Below are 21979 nucleotides of genomic sequence, written 5' to 3' on the forward strand. Positions count from 1 at the left end.
GTATAAGCTCAATATTGACGGTATTTTATTCTCAATTATGCGTAAACAGGATATTTCGCACAGATCTCCAACACATTCTGTTTAACACTTTCAATAACTGCTTCGTCATTGATGTTATCCAATACATCACATATCCAGCCAGCCAATTGACGGGTTTCCGCTTCTTTGAAACCACGACGAGTAATTGCTGGAGTACCAATGCGAATACCCGAAGTGACAAACGGACTGCGAGGATCGTTAGGTACACTGTTTTTGTTAACAGTGATGTTGGCACGCCCTAATGCTGCATCCGCTTCTTTACCTGTAATATCTTTATCCACCAGATCCAGCAGGAACAGATGGTTGTCAGTACCGCCGGAAACAACTTTGTAACCACGTTGCAGGAACACATCTACCATTTCTTTGGCATTTTTCGCAACCTGCTGTTGATATATTTTGAACTCCGGCTCCATTGCTTCTTTCAGTGCAACGGCTTTCCCGGCAATGACATGCATCAACGGACCGCCCTGACCACCAGGGAAAACAGCAGAGTTCAACTTCTTATACAACTCTTCATCCCCCCCTTTAGCCAGAATCAGACCACCACGAGGACCAGCCAGAGTCTTGTGAGTAGTGGTTGTAACAACATGTGCATGAGGAACAGGGTTTGGATAAACACCCGCAGCCACTAAACCGGCAACATGAGCCATATCAACGAAAAAATATGCACCGATTTCATCAGCAATTTCACGCATTTTCGCCCAATCAACCACACCAGAATAGGCAGAGAAACCACCAATGATCATTTTAGGTTGATGTTTCAACGCTTGGTTACGAATATCCTCGTAATCGATTTTGCCATTCTCATCAATGCCATAAGGAACAACGTTATACAATTTACCTGAGAAGTTAACCGGAGAGCCGTGAGTCAGATGGCCACCATGTGCCAAATTCATCCCTAAAACAGTGTCACCTGGTTGCAACAGCGTCATATACACCGCAGCATTTGCCTGAGAGCCTGAATGTGGTTGGACGTTAGCATAATCTGCACCAAACAACTCTTTTGCTCGGTCGATTGCCAGTTGTTCAACTATATCAACATATTCACAACCACCATAGTAGCGTTTACCCGGATAACCTTCCGCATACTTGTTAGTGAGCTGAGATCCTTGAGCCTGCATCACTCTTGGACTGGTGTAGTTTTCAGAAGCAATCAATTCAATATGTTCTTCCTGACGACAAACCTCCTGTTCCATCGCTTGCCACAGTTCGGGATCGTAATTCGCAATATTCATTTCACGCTTTAACATTAGGTTCTCCTGACTCAGCTACATCTCTAAAAAATACCCCTGAGGGCCAGAATTTGACACAGTGTAAACTCTTTTTATCAAATGAGATAGTCTTGACAAGAGATTTTACGCAAACGATTGCCTCGGCACCTGTAGCAGGATGCCATGCTATCCTGATTACACGCTTTAAATTTATTGTTGTTCTTTGTGATTCCAGTCAAATCTTTATTGCTGCAATACAAATTCTGAGTTTTTGACTTAAATCAAGATAATATCTCTTTCTTGCTTTAATGTATTCCTCAACAGTATAAGTTGCATTTAAAATGCATCTTATGTTTCTAAGCATTAATCAAGAAAAATTCAGGAGACCATAATGTTAGATAACCAAATTATCGCAACTATAAAGTCCACTATTCCTTTGATCGTTTCCACCGGGCCAAAGTTGACTGCTCATTTTTATGAACGCATGTTCAGACACAATCCTGAATTAAAAGATATTTTTAACATGAGCCATCAAACCAATGGCGATCAGCGTGAAGCACTTTTTAATGCCCTTTGTGCTTATGCCTCTAATATTGATAATTTATCTGCTCTTCTACCAGCCGTAGAAAAGATTGCTCATAAACATACGAGCCTAAATATCCAACCGGAACACTATAAAATTGTCGGTACACATCTGCTGGCAACCATTGATGAACTGTTTCATCCGGCTGATGAAGTTCTCGACGCCTGGAAAAAAGCCTACGATATATTGGCCGATGTTTTTATCAATCGGGAAGAAGCAATTTATCAGGGTAGCGAATCTTCGGCAGGAGGTTGGCGTGGTTTACGTCAATTTCGTGTCAGCCGTAAACAACCGCAAAGTGATATCATTACCAGCTTTGAGTTTGTACCCGTTGATGATGGTAAAGTCGTGGATTACAAACCGGGGCAATATTTGAGTATCTATCTGGAAGATCCAACCTTTAAAAACCGCGAAATTCGTCAATATTCATTAACTGCGGCACCAAATGGCAGAAATTATCAAATTGCCATTAAACGGGAACCTTATGGCAAAATTTCGAATCATATGCACGACAAAGTACAGGAAGGAGATATCATATCGCTATCTGCACCAAAAGGGGATTTCTTCCTTGATGTCCAGCCTGATACCCCTGTTACCCTCATTTCAGCGGGAGTCGGATTAACTCCGATGATGAGTATGCTGCAATATCTGCACAGTCAGCAGCATCAAAGTGTGATCAATTGGTTTCACGCCGCAGAACATGGCGGCTATCATGCCTTTGCCGATAAGGTGAAAGAAATTGCCCAATCCATGCCGATTCTGAATTCTCAGGTTTGGTATCGTGAACCCAGAGATAAAGATCAGCATGGCGTACATTATCAACATGCCGGATTGATGGATCTGTCTCTTGTAAAAGATGCGATAAGTACTGAAGGAATGCAATTCTATTTCTGTGGGCCGTTGGCTTTCATGCAACATATTGCCAGGCAGCTAATAACCATGGGCATTAACGAGCAACATATCCACTATGAATGTTTTGGCCCACATAAAGTGCTCTAACACGGATTTATGCACAATTTTTTGTAAATTCAGTGAAAAGCATAAATTCGGGGATAAGTGATAACGGTTAAGACAACTTGGTATGTCAGCATTCCACCTCTTAATTGAGAGGTGGATTAATTACCCATATTACCGCCGTTATCACTTTTTCAGGCAATTCAACTTTCAAACTATTCTCTTTTCAAAGAATACGGAATGCGGTTAAATCGCCTCTTCGTCCTGTTCACCAGTACGAATTCGCACAACGCGAGCAACATCAAAGACAAAAATCTTGCCATCACCGATCTTGCCAGTTTGTGCAATCTGCATAATAGTATCGACACAGGTATCAACAATATCATCCGGTACGACAATTTCTATTTTGACTTTAGGCAGAAAGTCCACCATGTATTCTGCACCACGATACAGTTCAGTGTGTCCTTTCTGACGACCAAAACCTTTTACTTCTGTCACCGTCATACCAGTGATACCGACTTCCGCCAGAGCTTCACGCACATCATCGAGCTTGAAAGGTTTGATAATTGCATCAATCTTTTTCATGAAGTTTTCCTGTTATTACCAGTTCTTACGCCCGAAACCAGACGTAATCGGATAGCGCCTGTCTTTACCAAAATCACGCTGTGTAATACGTGGACCAATCGGTGCCTGACGACGTTTATATTCATTGATGTCCACCAACCGGATCACCTTACGAATAATAGCTTCATCAAAACCTTCAGCCATTAAGTCAGCCACAGATTTATCTTTTTCGACATATCCCTCAAGGATGGCATCCAACATGTCATACGGGGGTAAACTGTCCTGATCGAGCTGATCAGGAGCCAGTTCCGCAGATGGTGGACGATCAATGACACGCTGAGGAATAGCAGGAGCTACTGTATTACGGTATTTCGCTAATGCAAATACCATCGTTTTTGGAACATCCTTCAAAGCATTAAAACCACCGGCCATATCACCATACAGGGTCGAGTAACCCACCGCCGATTCACTTTTGTTGCTGGTTGTCAACACCAAACGACGGCGCTTGTTTGACATTGCCATTAAGATGACTGCCCGGCAACGTGCTTGTAAATTCTCTTCAGTGGTATCTTTCTCTGTACCCGCAAATATAGGCTCCAATTGAGCCATAAACGCATCAAACATAGGCTCGATAGACACTATATCAAATTCAACACCGAGTAATTCTGCTTGTTCTCTGGCATCATGAATACTCATTTCAGAGGTATAGCGGAATGGCATCATCACAGCCTGTACATACTCTTTACCCAAAGCATCAACAGCAATCGCCAGTGTCAGACCTGAATCAATACCACCAGATAAACCGAGTAATGCCCCCTTAAAACCATTTTTCTGCACATAATCACGTACAGAGAGCACCAATGCCTTGTAAATTTGTGCAAGTGGCGGCAATTGGGGAGCCGGATTTGCCATCGGCTCAATTGTCATGTCATTGAAACGACACTGTTCAACTTGTTCTGCAAAGGCTACCATGCGATGAGTAATTTCACCGTTTACATCAAAAACTTTTGAGCAGCCATCAAAGATCAGTTGATCTTGCCCACCAACCTGATTCAGGTAAATTATTGGCAAGTGAATACGCTGACAGTGTGATTTAATCAATGTGCTACGGATATTCGGTTTTTCACGATTAAAAGGAGACGCATTAATGGACAGAATGATATCAGATCCTGCTTCTTTCAAGGCATCAATCGGCGCATCGAACCACAGATCTTCACAAATCAACAAACCGAGATTATAGCCTTTAAATGGTACAACACAGATTTGCTTGCCTGCTTTGAAATAACGTTCTTCATCAAAAACACCATAGTTAGGTAGTTGTTGTTTGAAATAACGGGCAACGGTTTCACCTTTCCAGAACAGAGAAAGGGCATTATATATTTTTCCGTCCTGTTGCCACGGATGGCCAACTAAAATACCAACCTGAGAGCTTGCCTCCTGCAAACGTACTAATTGTTCACGACAGCGTTGATGAAAATCAGAACGGAACAGTAGATCTTCAGGAAAATATCCCGACAATGCTAACTCAGAAAACATGACGAGATCAGCGCCCTTTTCTTGCTGCTCTTGCACTGTCTGCAACATGCGATCGCTGTTGCCTTCGATATCCCCTACTAACCAGTTTAATTGAGCAAGGGCGATATTAAGAGTACGACTCATAGAATGCGGCTCTCCTGGGCCATTATTCACTTCTCTGTCTGATGAAGACAGTCAATCTCTTACGGCTTTAAATACCGTTTCAACTTTATGGATTTAAATAACAGAAAGGTTATTCTTTAAAATCGTTAGCATCCAACTCATGACGAGCCAACAATTTATAAAACTCTGTCCGGTTACGTCCTGCCATACGAGCAGCATGGGTAACATTCCCTTTTGTCATTTGCAATAATTTGCGTAAATAATTCAGTTCAAATTGACTACGCGCTTCTACAAATGTCGGCAATGCCGTATTTTCACCTTCTAATGCCTGCATGACTAAAGCATCACTAATCACCGGGGCTGTCGTCAACGCTACACATTGCTCGATAACATTGACCAATTGGCGGACATTACCCGGCCAACTTGCGGCCATCAGACATTTCATCGCATTAGTGGAAAAGCTGCGTACAAAAGGTTTATGGCGTTTAGCCGATTCACGCAGCAAATGATTTGCCAATAAAGGAATGTCTTCTGCACGTTCATTTAGAGCCGGGATTTTCAGGTTAACTACGTTTAATCGATAATAGAGGTCTTCCCTGAATTCATTACGCTGCATCGCTTTTGGCAAATCACGGTGAGTTGCGGAAATGATCCTGACATCAATATCCAAATCTCGGTTACTTCCCAAAGGACGGACTTTACGCTCCTGCAAGACCCTTAATAATTTGACTTGTAGTGCTGATGGCATATCACCAATTTCATCAAGGAACAGAGTTCCTCCTTGTGCGGCCAAAAATAGACCTTCCCGGCTACTGACTGCCCCAGTAAATGCACCCTTAGCATGACCAAATAACTCAGACTCCAACAGTTGTTCAGGCAAAGCGCCGCAATTAATTGCAATAAAAGGTTTTTTCGCACGCGGGCTTGCACGATGGATAGCCTGAGCCAGAACTTCCTTACCCGTTCCACTTTGCCCATTAATCAGAACACTAACGTCAGATTGAGCCACCATTTTCGCCTGCTCCAGCAGACGCAACATTAGCGGGCTGCGTGTGACAATTTGTTCACTCCACTTTCCATCTATAGCTGGTGTTGATAATTCCAGCGCATCATCAATGGCTTTATAAAGTGCATCACGGTCAACTGGTTTAGTCAGAAAACTAAATACCCCTTGTTGTGTCGCAGCAACAGCATCCGGGATAGAGCCATGTGCTGTGAGAATAATCACCGGCATACCGGGATGCTGTTTTTGGATTTCCGCAAACAACGCCATGCCATCCATTTCATCCATGCGTAAGTCGCTAATGACCAAATCCACTTTCTCTTTCAGCAACATACGTAATGCTTCATGCCCACTTTCCACTGTTGTGACACGAAATCCTTCACTAGTCAGACGCATCCCCAATAATTTTAATAGACTTGGATCATCATCAACTAAAAGAAGATGAGCGGGATTGCGTACGGTCATGGTGATTCAGCTCCTTTTTCTTCTGAGGAATTAGCTTCTGTTTTCGTTTGCGGGGTTAACTCTGATCCTGTTTCTGGCTTGTTTTCCGGTGTAGTTTCCGGCTTAGTGTTATTCACTTTGTTGCCCGTATCAACTGCATGTTCTTTTTCACCTTGTCCGGTTTCACCTGAAATCGGAGAGTTAGAGTTGTTCTGGACTTGCTTGCGGGAAGAAAGCTGACGTTCAATATCCGTTAGGTTCTCTAATTTGCGGGATATTGAGCGCAGTTCATATTCTAAACGGGCCCGTGTCTCTTTCAATCGATCAATTCTGGCATCACTATCAAATTGTAATCGCTGATATTTTGACTTTTGTTCTGCCAGATTGATTTTTAAATATTGCTGTTCACTCCACAACTGCAACAATGACAATATTGAAGACGGAAATTGCAGGCTATATCGATTCAAACTTTCCATAATCTTACGCCGTTCAATTAATGACGGTGCAGCTTGGTCGATAAGGATACTCTGCTTGAAAACTTGTGACCAATCTGTCGGCGTAAACTGTTTTGCCATATTGCGGGCTTCTACTGGAGGCAGTTTATTCGTACAGTCCATCAATTTTAACCAATAAAGACCATTTTCCATTGCGGCTGGCTTTGCAATATCCCACATCACATCGCACCCCTTGATGCGATAATCTGTAACACGTTGCTCTGGTATAATAGATTCGGCAATCGTGACTAAATCATCAGAACTGGAATTTGAGACACACCCTGTCAGTAAATAGGGAACAAGCAGTAAAATCATGGTACGAAAACGCAGGAGTGAAGCCCGTTCAAACAAACACGCTATAATCGCCGTTTTTTTCATTGTTTGGGTCTCAATATTTTGCTGCTCCGTCTTCATCATAAAGTGGTGAATAAACCTGTTGTGCATATTATTTAGTCATTCTCTGCGGTTAATGGCAGTTCAATCCGAAAGCATACATCAGCAAAGTCAGTTTCTATCAGATGAAGTTTCCCTCCCATCCGTTTAATACAGTCCTGCGCAATACTCAAACCAAGGCCACTTCCCTTGACCGCTCCTTTGCGTTGAAGTTTTCCTTGATAAAATGGTTCAAAAATCATGCTTTTTTCTAAATCAGGGATAGGCGTTCCTGTATTGGCAATGTCAATCTGAATATTTTTATCTAATTGCCGACTGGAAATCCAAATGTTACCGGATTCAGCGCCATAGTGCACTGCATTGGAGTAGAGATTATCAATAACTCGCATCAATAGTTTAGGTTCAGCCCAACAATTATCAGCATCCAATTGGATTTTTGTATAAATATTTTTTGACCGTGCAGGCAACTGATGTGACAGAACAACACTATCAACGAGTTCTTTTAAAGATATCATCTGGTGTTCGGCGGGATTATTCACGATGTTACGATTATATTCGAGCAATTGCTCAATAAGCTGCTGCAAATGTTTACTACTGCTATCCAGAATACTGACCACTTCTTTTTGGTCGACTGTCAGTGGCCCGGCAATTTCATCCGCCAACAATTCCGTACCTTCACGCATACTGGCGAGTGGTGTTTTCAATTCATGAGAGATATGACGTAAAAATTCATGTCGTTGAGATTCAAGCCAGGATAGACGCTCACTCAACCAAATAATCCGCAATGCCAGTGAACGTAATTCTCTGGGACCTTTAAAGGATTCAATCTTACTTTCCAGTGTTTGTCCTGCACCTAATCGATTGATCATTCGTTCAATGCCTTTTACCGGCCCAATGATCATCCGGGTAAAAAGTGCGATTAAGAAAGCACTCAGCAGGAATAGAATTAAACTTTGCCAGCCAAAAAACCGCCCCTTATCAGCAATGTCTTTCTGCAATTGCTCACCACGGGTGAAAATGATATTGCGTGTTTCCTGTACTAACTGATTATTAGCGTTTGAGAACTGCTCAAGCAATTTAGCTGTCGCAGGCTCTGGTACACCATTATTACAAGTGATATTTGTCAGGCCCGACAAAAGTTGATTGAATTTATCCTTATATTCTCTATTAGCCAGCATTGCCATTTGATTATTCAACATACTGGTATACTGTTGATATTGACGTTGATAGAGTTTTTCCAGCCTGATATCTCCCAATACACAATACTGACGGTAGCTGCGTTCCATCTCAAGAGCGACATTTATCATTGCTTCACTGCGCCGGGCATCAGATAGCGTTGCGCGGTTAATTTCTGCTGCTTGTGTACTGAGCTGAGCAAGGCTTTGGTATGCCTGATATGCCAGTACCAACAACGGCAACAGCACCAGCCAGAAAGCCATGACAACCAATTGACGCAATGAGCGGGGAAATAAACGCCATTTTTTCAGAGAAATCATCTTATAACCTGTAATTTCATTGATGCTAACCGACATAAATAGCTATAAAGAGTGGTATGTCAAGATGATACTTGTGCATAAGACGCGGAGGGAAGACATTGTCTCCAATAATGACGGCGGGGTAGTATTTTTTCTACTACCCCCGCCAGTGAGGATCATTGATAAACAGATAGGTGGTGCCTCACTCCACGTGTCGCCCATTGCTTGATAAGGCCAGAAAGCGAATATCATTAATTGGACGGTAGGCACCTTACTTTGGCGTCATTCCTGGCTTATGTGGCATGTTTCCACCCTACTTTGTGGGCCAACATAAAAAATTGAATGAGCAACTACATATCTATTAAGCATATAGCGTGCCAAGTTTTTAAATTTTATTTAATATATTGATTTTAATGAATAAAAATAAAAATCTCTTTAATGTTCACATTTTTTTATGCGTATTCTTTTATTCACGTCATATACTTTTGTCGCCAATTGATGACACCAAACCACATAAATATATTTTTCAAATAAAATCAATTGATTAAATGTCTCCTTTTTGAGACACCAAAATATACCATTGTCGTAATTTAGAGACGCTTTTATAAAACAATTAACTTCTTTAACTCATAACTCAAATATCATTAACCAAAAAAACATTTAAATAACATTGTTCTTATCATAAGAAACTACTAGAAAAATCAAATACCACAGTAAATTTAATGACATATAAAAGCCATATGCAAAGGAAAATATTATCTATGATAAAGAAACGAAAAAATAAAGGCTCTGACAAATATGCAGAGCCTTATAAACTTATAAAGAAAGAAGAACTGAATACTAGCCTAACTGCTTACGTGCATTGCGGAAAATACGCATCCACGGGCCATCTTCTCGCCACTCTTTGGGATGCCAGGAGTTACTGACAGTACGGAATACCCTTTCTGGATGTGGCATCATCACAGTCACGCGACCGTCAAGACTGGTGACAGAAGTGATCCCCTCAGCAGAACCATTGGGGTTTGCAGGATAATTTTCTGTCGCCTGACCATAGTTATCCACAAACCGCATTGCAACCTGCTGGTGTTTTTTCAATTCAGCCAAACTCTGGCTGTTTCTGAACTCGACCTGACCTTCACCATGAGCAACCGCAATTGGTAAACGAGACCCCGCCATGCCCTGCAAAAATAACGAAGGACTGTCCATAACTTCAACCAGACTGAAACGAGCTTCATAACGTTCTGAGTGGTTACGTACAAAGCGCGGCCAATGTTCTGTGCCTGGGATCAGTTCATGCAGGTTAGAAATCATCTGGCAACCATTACATACACCAAGAGATAATGTATCCGGTCTTGCAAAAAAGTTCGCAAAATCGTCACGTACCCGTGAATTAAACAGAATGGATTTTGCCCAACCTTCACCTGCACCAAGGACATCTCCATATGAAAAACCGCCACAGGCCACCAATGTTTGGAACTGTTCCAGCGTGATCCGTCCACTCAACAAATCACTCATATGGACATCCACGGCTTCAAAACCTGCACGATGGAATGCGGCCGCCATTTCGACATGGGAGTTAACCCCCTGTTCACGCAATACAGCAACTCGCGGACGTACTTGTTTCGATATGTAACAAGCCGCAATGTCTTCTGCCGGATCAAAGGTTAATTTCACATTCAGGCCGGGATCATTCACATCCTGTTTTGCCTGATGTTCTTGATCAGCACATTCAGGATTATCACGCAGACGCTGCATCTGCCAGGTTGTTTCTGCCCACCATAAACGTAATGTACTGCGATTTTGACGATAAACTTCCATATTGTTGCTGAAGATCACAAAGTCATCTCCCGCTTTAGCCTTGCCTAAGTAGTGTAAGCATTCACTGAGGTCATAATCAGCTAACAGCGCTTCAATCTGCTGTCTGTCTGTTTCACGAACCTGAATCACTGCGCCTAATTCTTCACTAAACAATGCCCCCAGGATATCTTCATCAAATGCGCTGATATCGGCATGTAAACCACAGTGTCCTGCAAATGCCATCTCTGCCAATGTCACCAGCAAACCACCATCAGAACGATCGTGATAAGCCAGCAGTTTTTGTTCTGCAATCAACTGTTGGATCGCCTTAAAGAAATTAGCAAGTTGTTCCGTACTGCGAACATCTGCGGTCTTATCACCAAGCTGGCGATAAACCTGAGCCAATGCCGTTCCTCCCAGTGCATTTTGTCCTTGTCCCAGATCAATCAGCAATAACGCATTATTATCATCAGTAGACAATTCGGGAGTGACAGTACAGCGAACATCCTCCACCCGTGCGAACGCACTGATAACTAATGAAAGCGGAGCTGTCATTTCACGCTCTTCACCATCCTGAATCCAGCAGGTTTTCATCGACATGGAATCTTTGCCGACAGGTATAGTCAAGCCTAACGCAGGACATAATTCCTCACCTATCGCCTTCACCGCCGCATACAATCCGGCATCTTCTCCGGCATGACCTGATGCTGACATCCAGTTCGCTGACAGTTTTACCCGCTTCAAATCTTGTACATAAGCCGATGCAATATTGGTCAACGCTTCCCCGACAGCCATACGTGCTGATGCGGCAAAATCCAGCAGGGCAACAGGAGCACGTTCTCCCATCGACATAGCTTCACCATAATAGCTATCCAGACTGGCTGTTGTGACTGCGCAATCTGCAACAGGTATTTGCCATGGCCCAACCATCTGGTCCCTTGCTACCATGCCTGTTATCGAACGATCGCCGATGGTAATCAGAAATGTTTTCTCTGCCACTGCGGGTAAATGCAAAACACGTTTTACCGCTTCGGCTAAATCGATACTTGCGCGCTCCAGCCCTTTACCCTGTGCTTTTAGTGAATTTACATTTTTCAGCATCTTTGGCGTGTTGCCGAGCAGAACATCCAACGGCATATCAATTGGCTGGTTATCAAAATGATTATCGTTCAATAGCAGGTGACGTTCTTCTGTCGCTTCGCCGATCACTGCATACGGAGCACGCTCACGCCGACAAATATCTTCAAACAGGGTAAGCTGTTCCGGTGCGACAGCTAATACGTAACGTTCCTGAGATTCATTACACCACACCTGCAATGGCGTCATACCCGGTTCGTCATTAAGGATATTTCGCAGCTCAAAATGGCCTCCTCGTCCTCCATCACTGACTAATTCAGGCATCGCATTTGATAAGCCGCCCGCCCCAACATCATGGATAAACAAAATAGGGCTCTTAGTACCAAGCTGCCAGCAACTGTCGATGACTTCCTGACAACGACGTTCCATTTCTGCGTTATCGCGTTGTACAGAGGCAAAATCCAGTTCCGCATCAGATTGGCCTGATGTCATTGAAGAAGCGGCTCCACCACCCAGACCAATATTCATACTTGGGCCACCCAGTACAATCAATTTGGCACCAACAGGGATCTCCCCTTTCTGAATATGTTCTTCACGAATATTTCCGATGCCACCGGCCAGCATGATTGGTTTATGGTAGCCACGTAATTCTGTACCGTTATGGGATTCCACTTTCTCTTCATATGTTCTGAAATACCCCAACAATGCCGGGCGGCCAAATTCATTATTGAATGCCGCTCCGCCCAAAGGGCCTTCTAACATGATATCCAGTGCGCTGACAATCCGTTCAGGTTTACCGAATTCTTCTTCCCACGGTTGTTCAAATCCGGGGATTTTCAGATTCGAGACAGAAAAACCAACCAACCCGGCCTTGGGTTTTGCTCCCCGCCCTGTTGCTCCTTCATCACGAATTTCCCCGCCAGATCCTGTTGCCGCTCCCGGCCAGGGAGAAATTGCTGTCGGATGGTTATGGGTTTCGACTTTCATCAAAATATGGGCAGGTTCCTGATGATAGTCATATACTCCCTTTTCAGGATCAGGGAAAAACCGCCCTACCTGAGAGCCTTCCATTACCGCTGCGTTGTCTTTATAAGCAGAGAAAACATGCTCTGGTGCCTGTTCAAAGGTATTTTTAATCATTTTAAACAGAGACTTTGGTTGCTCCTGCCCATCGATCACCCAATCCGCATTGAAAATTTTGTGGCGACAATGTTCAGAATTCGCCTGTGCGAACATATAGAGTTCAACATCAGTTGGATTGCGCCCTAATTCCTGGAAAGCTTGTAACAGATAATCAATTTCATCTGCCGCCAGCGCTAATCCCAACTCAACATTGGCAGATTCCAATGCAGTCCGCCCTGATTGCAAGATATCAATTTGCTTCAATGGCGCAGGCGGCTGGTGAGAAAACAGGGCTTCAGCCTGTTCAAACTGAGTAAACACACTTTCCATCATGCGATCGTGCAATAATGCAGATAACACCTGCCACTGTTTGTCATCCATTGCCTTTCCGTGGATATTATTCTGGATAACATCAGATTGGATATAGTAAGCAATCCCTCTTTCCAAACGGACGATCTGTTTCAGTCCGCAATTGTGAACTATCTCTGTCGCTTTTGATGACCACGGCGATATTGTCCCTGGCCGGGGAGTGACTAAAAACAGTTGACCTTTAGGTTCATGTTCAGCTAAAGAAGGGCCATATTTTAGTAGCCTGTTTAATTTTTCCTTTTCTTCTACCGTAAGAGGTGAATTTATTTCTGCAAAGTGCACATATTCTGCATAAATTGCGGCCACGGGAAGCTGCTGAGCTTGACACTGGGAAAGGAGCTTAGTAATACGAAACGCTGATAAAGCGGGCGAACCACGCAGAATTTCCATAGTAATAGGTTCTCTCATCTTAGAAGCAAAGCCTGACTGATGCCTTGGGGGGAAACGCCGACATTATAGAGGAATGTTTTCTCTGACGAAACCGTTTGCGTGAGCATTAATTAACCTAACAACACATTCAATGGATTTTTAAAATTGATTCAATAGGGTTGCAGATCTCAATTTTGTTGCGCAAAATTCCCGATTACTGGAAATTTAACCATGCTATTATCTGACATTTCATACGGAGCCTAACCGTACTGACGAGAGATAACTGTTTGAGCAATATCAAGATAAATTATTTTGTCATCGTCATTATCGCGCTCCTCTCTGCCACAATCATTGGTCTCAACATCAGTTGGCCTAATAAACAGCAGGAGCAGATAAACAGGATCTTGGCACGGGGAGAACTTCGGGTGAGCACCATCAGTTCTCCTCTGATTTCACTTAATGATAAAAATGAACCTGTAGGATTTGATTATGACTTAACCAAACGATTTGCTGACTATCTGGGTGTCAAACTGAGTATTAAGTTTCGTTCTAATATCAGCCAGCTTTTTGATGACTTAGACACTGATAAAGCCGATTTTTTAGCTGCCGGTCTTATCTATAACAGAGAAAGACTCGACCAAACACGGACTGGCCCAGCCTATTATTCAGTATCCCAACAATTGGTTTATCGCAAAGGTACAGTGCGCCCACGTTCTTTTGCTGATTTAAAAGGCTCACTGGTTGTCACCGCAGGCTCTGCCCATGTCAGTGAACTAAAACAGTGGAAAGAAAAATCTTATCCTGATTTAACCTGGGAAGAATCGTCGCATCACAATACCCAGCAATTGCTTGAGCAAGTATCCGAAGGAAAAGTTGACTATACGATCAGCGATTCCATCAGTCTTGCTCTGCAACAGCGCATCCATCCCAATCTGGCTATCGCTTTTGATGTCAGTGAAGATAAACCATTAACCTGGTATTTGAAGCGTAATGATGACTATAGCCTCTACTCAGCAATGCTGGATTTTTTCAACATGCTGACTGAAAACCATATAACACCACGGCTGGAAGAAAAATATTTCAGCCATATTGGTTCATTCGATTACTTTGACACTATCTCATTCATTCGTGCAATTAATAACTTATTACCAACATATCAGCCTATTTTTACGAAATACGCGGGCTCCCTCGACTGGCAATTAGTTGCAGCTATTGCATGGCAGGAATCACATTGGGATCCACAAGCTACTTCTCCCACAGGCGTTCGTGGCATGATGATGCTGACTCGCCCAACAGCAGAATGGGCAGGAGTCAAAGACCGCCTTGATCCAGACGAAAGTGTAAAAGGGGGAATGGCTTATCTGCATTACCTGATGTCTCGTTTACCGAATACTATTCCTGAAGATGAGAAGATTTGGTTCGCATTAGCCGCTTATAATATGGGGTATGGACATATTCTTGATGCCCGGAAATTAACGACCATGCAAAAAGGTGACCCTGACCGCTGGATGGATGTTAAATCACGCATTCCTCTATTAAGTAAGAAAAAATACTATGCCAATACCACATACGGTTATGCACGCGGTTATGAGGCCTATCGCTACGTCGAAAATATTCGTCGTTATTACCAAAGCTTAGAAGGCTATCTGAGAGCACAAAACAGCCGCAACAAGGCAGAAAAGCCCAATATACCCACTGAAAAAACCACCGTCAGCAACCCTGATGATACAAATGAGAATACTTTGTAACTTTTTATAGTGCTTCCTGCCGCTGTTTTTTCAACTTTTTTAATTCCTTATGTTGCTCCCTACGTTGCTTGAAAAATGCACTCAACATAGTGGAGCATTCTTGTCCCAATACTCCGCCAGTAATCTCAATCTGGTGATTCATACCAGGATGACGCAAAATATCAATCAATGACCCTGCCGCACCGGTTTTCATATCACTTGCACCATAAACTAATCGCTGTATCCGGCTGTGGATCATTGCTCCCGCACACATAACGCACGGTTCCAAAGTAACATATAGTGTTGTGTTCAACAGACGGTAATTTTTTAACTGAGCCCCTCCACGCCGTAAAGCAATAATTTCTGCGTGAGCTGTCGGATCATGATCTGTAATGGGGAGGTTATAACCTTCAGCAATAATTTTATTATCCGCCACCAACAACGCACCCACAGGGATCTCCCCTTGTGCCTGTGCCTGTAATGCCAAATCCATGGCCCGGCACATCCAATATTCATCACTATATATTTCTGCCACTACACGTTCTCTTGCTAATATAAATCGTGTTAATTATATACCTATTCATTATTAATGTTGGTTTACTCAGCCTGAATTTCATCAAAAAAATCGTTCAGGAATTGCTCCATGCGTTTTGTTCTTTCATGAGCTAATTGCTTGCCTGTAACCGTCTGAAAACCCGCTTCTATTTTGAATAATTTAGTATAAAAATGATCGACAGCATAAGCGTGATCATCATATTCACGCTGCTTTGCCAAAGGATCATAAGTTTCATACAATCCTGAACGCATACGCCCTGCCGTATAAAAACAGCGAGCGACGCCCATCATTCCTATGGAATCCAGCCGATCGGCATCCTGTACAATTTTGGCTTCCAGTGTTGTTGGTGCTAATCCGGCAGAAAAACTATGCGTTTCAATGGCGTGGCAGACAGCAGTAATATCTGCTTCGCTCCATCCGAGATCTTTTAATATTAAGGCTGATTTATCTGCGGCCATACGAGAGGCTAAATGCCGGTTTGGATCATTTTTCTCTACACTAACGCAATCATGTAATAAAACCGCAGCAAAAATTAACCGCAAGTTTCCGCATTCTGCTTCACAAATTTTTTTAGCGTTTTTCCAAACCCGATACAAATGAGCAATATCATGGGCACCATCATCACCTTCTATCGCGACAGGTAAAATCCGTTGGGCTAAATCGTCAAACGGTGAAAAAGATAACATTGCTAAAATCTCTGAATAATTGAATGAATGGAAAAATCATTTTAACAAAAAGCGAGCAGAACAAAACGAAGTTTGATAATTTAAGAGAGCTTTTCCTGACATAACAGATCGATTACCTATAGGCCATAGTGCATTGTCCTTTGGCGAGAAAGATACCTACTATAGCAACTGACCGCCTTTCTTAGAAATTGCACTTATTAGGCGAATCCAAGTGTTTACCATAATATAGCTCAATTTCTTACAGAAATGAGGCTATTTACTCATCATTATGCCATTGAAAAAATATCCATCATATCAGTATATGAACATGAATAAATATATTGGATAAATAATCGTATAATTTATCAATCTTAGTTAGTTATTGCTATTAACATTTGTTGTTTTTTATATATATACAACTTATTTTGTTATAAATATAATTTTTTTCCACTAGATTTTTCTCACTAATAGATAATAAACTTAATTTGATTTAATGTTACTTTTGCTTATGAGATTTTATTATTTAATTTAGGGAATACTTATATGAAAGATTATATTTCTGCTGTGTGCGAAGAAGTTTCTTCAATTCTTCTCGTTGATAAAAATAATATCAATGAAAACTCTTTATTAATTAATGAGTTAGACGCTGACTCATTAGACATTATTGACCTTTCATTTAATCTTGGAAAAAGATTCAAAATTATCATGCCAACAAAAAGTATTTTTACTCATGTTCAAGAAACTTTTCCAGAAAACATCATAAATAAATTATTAATTGGAGATACCCTTACAAAGGAAGGAAAAGAATTACTTTCTTCTAGCTGTTACAATTACACATTAGAACAATTGAACTCCATTAATACATTAGGTGATTTATTTGGTGAAACTAATATTCACAATTGGGCTTCATTATGTAAGTCTGTCTGTGAATCAGATAGTAAAAATGCAGATGATATTATTTTGACAGAAATTAGAAAATATTATCATGATGTATTAATCAAATAACATTGATTATATTAAGAAATTGACGCTGTATGGGTAAACCAGAGTGTAGATATAAAGTTGTTAATAAGGTATAAGTTAATATGACTGGTATAACTACAGAGAAAGTGGCTGTAACCGGTTATGGTTTAATTGTCCGTAATCACGATTGCCCCAATAATTTATTCAATTTATTGATGGAGAAAAAGTCACTTATCTGTGAAGATGAATTATTAAGAAAATATGGAATAAATAATATCCCGAGCGCAAAATTAACCTCCACAGATATAGATAGGTTACATGACCAATTCCGTACTACAGGAGAATCATCCAATAATCTTGTTTTATTGATGGCTTATTGCGCAGGCGTAAATAGTTTGCAAATGGCAGCATTAACCCACAAAAAGCTAAAGCAATATAAGTGTGAATTATTTTTTGCCAATAATAAGTTGTTTATTGATAATGATACTCTGAGTCATTACTTCAATGAGAATAAATTATCCACAGAATATATTGACATTGAACATTTCGGGGCGCTAATGCGACCATATGAAATTGCTGAAAAGTTAATTGAGCATTTTCATATAATGGGGCAACCAAGAGTCTATAGTGATGCTTGTACAGCAGGCATGGTAGCACTCTATTCTGCGTATCTTTCCATTAAAACTGGTCGGACGAATATAGCCCTGGTTGGGGCTTCTGAAGAAGCAACTCACCCTATAATGCAAATATTGTTCAATAAAATTGGCGCACTTTATAATGGTAATTTTACAGAATTAAACCAATCTTCGCGGGCATTTGATAAAGACAGGGCGGGCTGCGTTATGGCTGATGCTTCTGCGTTTCTGGTTGTTGAAAATTATTCTCATGCTATTGCCAGAAAGGCCAAGATATTGGCTGAGATTGCAGGAATGTCGAGAAAATCTGAAGGTTATAAAATGACATCAACGGATTTATCAGGGCAATATTATCGCGACTGCATGTCTTCAGCACTGAAGGATGCTGAATTACGACCTGAAGATATAGATCATATCAATTCTCATGGTACTTCAACTGCTAATAATGATCTTGCGGAAAGTAAAGCTATTAATGCACTTTTTCCACATAATCCCCCCGTTATTTCCACTAAATCAGCGATAGGTCATTCGTTAGCAGCGAGTGGGTTATTGGAAGCAATACTTTCAATTGAGTCCCTAAATAATAACCGACTTCTTCCCAGCCTTAACTTTTCTGAATTAGGAAAATTCGATGGTTTAATTAATGTGAATAGCACTGCAAAAGAAATGCATACCAGGCATATATTAAGTAATTCCTTTGGCTTTGGTGGAGAAAATAGTAGCTTGATCTTAAAACGAGTTGAGGGATAAGTTATGGGGATTTATATAACCAGAGGAAGTAGTTTACTTCCTGATAGCCTGAGCATGGATGATATTATTCATGGCAATATAAAAGAAGCATATTTATCAGACAATACACCACGTTTGCCACATATTATAGGAGAGAGATTCATCAAAGAAAGTGATTTTGTCATGCCTCCCATGGATAAGATGATCCGGCGAGCAGCGCATGAGCAAAGTCAGTGGGTACTCTATACAGGCATTAAAACCTGGGAAAATAGTATTGGTGCAAACTTTCCTCCCAAACAACGTGGGCTGTTTATTGGATTGGGAACAAGTGATAGCGACAATAATTTTTATCTCATTGCGTCTGATGCAAAAGATGATAAAGATTATGTTTCTAAAGCATTAGTGGAGACCCCGCCGTTGATAGGGGTGACGCTATTGAATACTTCAACAGCCAGTCTCTTGTCACAACATCTTAATATCACAGGTGATAACGCTTTCTTTTCTCCTCATGTTGATGCTGGAGGTCATGCCCTTCTGGAAGCTTATTACAGTATCAAAGAAAAACGCAGTCAGTTTGCACTTTGCGGTGGTAATGCCCAGAAAATCTTAACATGGTATTACCTTGCTTATGAGCACCTACTCGGTGATACACCGTGGTTACCCGCAGAAGCGGCCTCGTTTATCTCCTTACATGAAGATAGCCAGAATGCTGATGGTGAGATTGCTTATGTTAACCGCATGATAATTTACGATAGCAATCAATATACTCGTTTCTTGTCGAAAATAATTACATCAGGTTTATCACCACATCAAATAATCCATGTTGGAAAAGTTGATAGTGAATATATCCCATTGACGCATAAAATTTTTTCTGATGCCGTACAGTTTAATCTTGATAAAGCTATAGGATATACAGGGCCTGCCGCATCTTTTATTGCCATTAATCTAGCCATTGAAATGCACCAAAAAACTTTGGGTATAGATAACACCCATGCAAACCTTATCTATCAACAACCGTCCCCTTTGGTGCTGATATTGGTTCATGGTCTGGAAAAACAGTGCATTGCTGTTTTGCTTCGTATGAAAATGGCTGAGAGAGAATTGTGATGATATCTGACCGTCGTGTTGTTGTTACAGGTATGGGAGTCGTGAGTGCTTTTGGAACCCATCTTAATACTGTCTGGAAAAAGCTCTGTGATGGAGAATCAGCAGTCAGGTCACTAGCATTTGAAGATAATGGTGTACTGCCTGTGAAATATGCAGCCCAGATTGATTTTAATACCTTGCTTACTGAAAATTCAGCATATCTACCAGAATCAGGCATTACGGACAAGCGTGGTATTATGGGAATCATTTCAGCGTCTAAGGCCTTAGAAGATGCTGGGTTATCTATGTCGATACAAGGAAATGAACAACATATCGGCATTTATGGATGTAGTGGAGTAACGGAAATATCAGAAGATGACAGGTATCTGTTGCGCAAGAGCCGTCATGATGGAGACACTGAACAACAAGTTATTGAAGCCTTGTTCAAACAACGCCATAACTTAAATTTCTGTTCTGGCATAAGGTGCAGCAACGATGGCATGGTAAAAGCAATTGCTAACCGATTTTTTTTATCAGGGCCTGCGATAAACGTGAATGCCGCTTGTGCTGGAGCTACTCATGCAATCGGGCTGGCTTGTCAATCCATAAAAAGGGGAGAAGCTTCCATAATGCTGGCTGGTGGGGCAGATTCAGTCATAAATCTGCATACCTTGATCGGGCTGACATTATTGGGAGCCACTGCCACAACAGAAAAGTGGGGAAATAGACTTTGTCGCCCCTTTGATAAAGATCGTAGTGGGTTAGTTGCTGGTGAAGGTGGTGCATTTTTAGTTCTTGAAAGTGAAGAAAGTGCTTTACGCCGAGGAGCTAAAATTTATGCTGAAATTAAAGGCTATGGGGCTTCCCTGGATGCCTATAAATTGACGGCTCCTCATCCTGATGGGGTTAGTGCAGAAAATGCCATTAAGCAAGCTATCAAGGATAGTGGTTTGTATCTGCATCAGATCGACTATATCAATGCTCATGGTACATCAACGCCATTGAATGACGCACTGGAATCATCTGTAATAAAACGTATTTTTGATTCACGACCTCCTTTGGTTTCATCAACCAAATCTATGTTAGGCCATTGGATAGCAGCAGCAGGAGCCATTGAAGCGGTGGCGACGGTTCTGACGGTGAAGCATAAATTCATTCCACCTACCATTAACCTTGAAACTACCGATCCGCTTTGTGATTTGGACTATGTCCCGAATTATGGGCGGCCTTTCCCTGTAAAGAACGCGATAACCAATTCATTTGGCTTTGGTGGAATTAACTCCTGCTTAGTGATAGGGGATTACGATGGAAAAAAATAGGATAGTAAAACTCGTTACTCACAACATAACCCCCCCTTGTTATCTATTTAATACCTGGGATTATGAACAAGATGGCAATGAGCTGATTAAAAATAAAAAGATCAGGCGTTTTTATTCTACTGGAACGAAAAAAGGACTTATTTCAACCAGAAAATCTTTAATTTCAGCTAAATTAGATATCAGTGATCCTAAAATAAGATTTGGTTTGTATACCACGCAATATGGATATCTTCATCCGTTGCCCTCGGAACTATTACCAGAAAATGAACAAATCAAAGCAAGCAATACAAATAATATTTTTCAGACTATCTGGCAATGTGAACGAGTGAATCCTTTTTTAATCACCCTTTCACTCAGTAATAATTTGCTAGGAGTGCTTTCTCAAGAATTAAAATTGCAATGTGATTGTGCTTCTTTTTTACGTGGAAATTTAGGATTACTGTCGGCATTCCGTGAAGCTGAATTATGCCTGAATAATGATTTAATTGATTATGCCTTGGTAGTTGCTTCCGGGATAGGGAGTGTAACCCAAGATATCCACTCTGGATTTTCTGGTGGGGGTGTTGAATTTGGTGTTACGTTCATTCTCACAAGAGTTGGAAATCAGACGCCACAAGATAACTCACATCTTATTGATGTTACACGGCTATATCAGAATTACCGTGAGGGAAATTATGCTGCTGAAACTATCCTTTTTATCAAGGACATAGCAGATCGTATCAAGTCCCAAAAACAGATTGAAACTGTTATTTAACAATAGGAATTAC

16 protein-coding genes are annotated in these 21979 nt (G+C 41.4%); 7 read left to right on the plus strand and 9 right to left on the minus strand.

Annotation, left to right across the window (positions count from 1 at the left end; translation table 11 throughout):
* Positions 1-35: 35 nt before the first annotated feature.
* Positions 36-1289 carry a serine hydroxymethyltransferase gene (gene glyA / locus ABLA85_RS12540; protein WP_367964584.1) on the minus strand — a complete coding sequence of 418 codons (1254 nt, stop codon included), beginning with the start codon at positions 1287-1289 and terminating at the stop codon, positions 36-38.
* Positions 1290-1626: 337 nt separating this feature from the next.
* Here glyA and hmpA point away from each other — a divergent pair, with 337 nt between their 5' ends.
* Positions 1627-2832: an NO-inducible flavohemoprotein gene (hmpA, locus tag ABLA85_RS12545; protein WP_367964653.1), complete on the plus strand. Its 1206-nt coding sequence runs from the start codon at positions 1627-1629 to the stop codon at positions 2830-2832.
* A gap of 201 nt (positions 2833-3033) precedes the next feature.
* Here hmpA and glnB read toward each other — a convergent pair whose 3' ends face one another.
* The 6 genes from glnB to purL all read right to left on the minus strand — a co-directional run bounded on the left by glnB (position 3034) and on the right by purL (position 13553).
* The gene (gene glnB, locus ABLA85_RS12550; protein ID WP_367964586.1) at positions 3034-3372 is read right to left on the minus strand and encodes a nitrogen regulatory protein P-II; all 339 of its coding nucleotides are present in this window, start codon (positions 3370-3372) and stop codon (positions 3034-3036) included.
* A gap of 15 nt (positions 3373-3387) precedes the next feature.
* Positions 3388-5010, minus strand: a complete 1623-nt coding sequence (locus ABLA85_RS12555; RefSeq protein WP_367964588.1) for an NAD+ synthase — start codon at positions 5008-5010, stop codon at positions 3388-3390.
* Between the two features lie 109 nt (positions 5011-5119).
* A complete protein-coding gene (glrR, locus tag ABLA85_RS12560) occupies positions 5120-6457 on the minus strand; it encodes a two-component system response regulator GlrR (protein ID WP_367964590.1) in 1338 nt (445 codons plus the stop codon).
* The gene (gene qseG / locus ABLA85_RS12565) at positions 6454-7374 is read right to left on the minus strand and encodes a two-component system QseEF-associated lipoprotein QseG (protein ID WP_367964592.1); all 921 of its coding nucleotides are present in this window, start codon (positions 7372-7374) and stop codon (positions 6454-6456) included. The genes glrR and qseG overlap by 4 nt, the downstream gene beginning before the upstream one ends.
* 5 nt (positions 7375-7379) lie before the next feature.
* Positions 7380-8819 carry a sensor histidine kinase gene (locus tag ABLA85_RS12570; RefSeq protein WP_367964594.1) on the minus strand — a complete coding sequence of 480 codons (1440 nt, stop codon included), beginning with the start codon at positions 8817-8819 and terminating at the stop codon, positions 7380-7382.
* 819 nt (positions 8820-9638) lie between these two features.
* Positions 9639-13553, minus strand: a complete 3915-nt coding sequence (gene purL, locus ABLA85_RS12575) for a phosphoribosylformylglycinamidine synthase (protein WP_367964655.1) — start codon at positions 13551-13553, stop codon at positions 9639-9641.
* Between the two features lie 266 nt (positions 13554-13819).
* On the opposite strand from purL, the gene mltF reads away from it, so the two are divergent.
* A complete protein-coding gene (mltF, locus tag ABLA85_RS12580) occupies positions 13820-15280 on the plus strand; it encodes a membrane-bound lytic murein transglycosylase MltF (protein ID WP_367964596.1) in 1461 nt (486 codons plus the stop codon).
* Positions 15281-15284: 4 nt separating this feature from the next.
* Here the strand turns inward: mltF and tadA are convergent, their stop codons facing one another.
* A complete protein-coding gene (gene tadA, locus ABLA85_RS12585) occupies positions 15285-15794 on the minus strand; it encodes a tRNA adenosine(34) deaminase TadA (protein WP_367964598.1) in 510 nt (169 codons plus the stop codon).
* Positions 15795-15856: 62 nt separating this feature from the next.
* On the minus strand, positions 15857-16501 hold the full coding sequence (locus ABLA85_RS12590; RefSeq protein WP_367964600.1) for an HD domain-containing protein: 645 nt from the start codon (positions 16499-16501) through the stop codon (positions 15857-15859).
* Positions 16502-17023: 522 nt separating this feature from the next.
* Here ABLA85_RS12590 and ABLA85_RS12595 point away from each other — a divergent pair.
* The 5 genes from ABLA85_RS12595 (at position 17024) to ABLA85_RS12615 (ending at position 21966) form a co-directional block, all read left to right on the plus strand.
* Positions 17024-17485, plus strand: a complete 462-nt coding sequence (locus ABLA85_RS12595; protein WP_367964602.1) for an acyl carrier protein — start codon at positions 17024-17026, stop codon at positions 17483-17485.
* 80 nt (positions 17486-17565) lie between these two features.
* On the plus strand, positions 17566-18828 hold the full coding sequence (locus ABLA85_RS12600; RefSeq protein WP_367964603.1) for a beta-ketoacyl synthase: 1263 nt from the start codon (positions 17566-17568) through the stop codon (positions 18826-18828).
* A gap of 3 nt (positions 18829-18831) precedes the next feature.
* The gene (locus ABLA85_RS12605; RefSeq protein ID WP_367964605.1) at positions 18832-19914 is read left to right on the plus strand and encodes a hypothetical protein; all 1083 of its coding nucleotides are present in this window, start codon (positions 18832-18834) and stop codon (positions 19912-19914) included.
* A complete protein-coding gene (locus ABLA85_RS12610; protein WP_367964657.1) occupies positions 19914-21212 on the plus strand; it encodes a beta-ketoacyl-[acyl-carrier-protein] synthase family protein in 1299 nt (432 codons plus the stop codon). The genes ABLA85_RS12605 and ABLA85_RS12610 overlap by 1 nt, the downstream gene beginning before the upstream one ends.
* Positions 21199-21966, plus strand: a complete 768-nt coding sequence (locus tag ABLA85_RS12615) for a hypothetical protein (protein ID WP_367964607.1) — start codon at positions 21199-21201, stop codon at positions 21964-21966. The genes ABLA85_RS12610 and ABLA85_RS12615 overlap by 14 nt, the downstream gene beginning before the upstream one ends.
* Positions 21967-21979: the final 13 nt, after the last annotated feature.

The organism is Xenorhabdus sp. SGI246 (genome assembly GCF_040838225.1).
GTDB classification, from domain to species: Bacteria; Pseudomonadota; Gammaproteobacteria; order Enterobacterales; family Enterobacteriaceae; genus Xenorhabdus; species Xenorhabdus indica.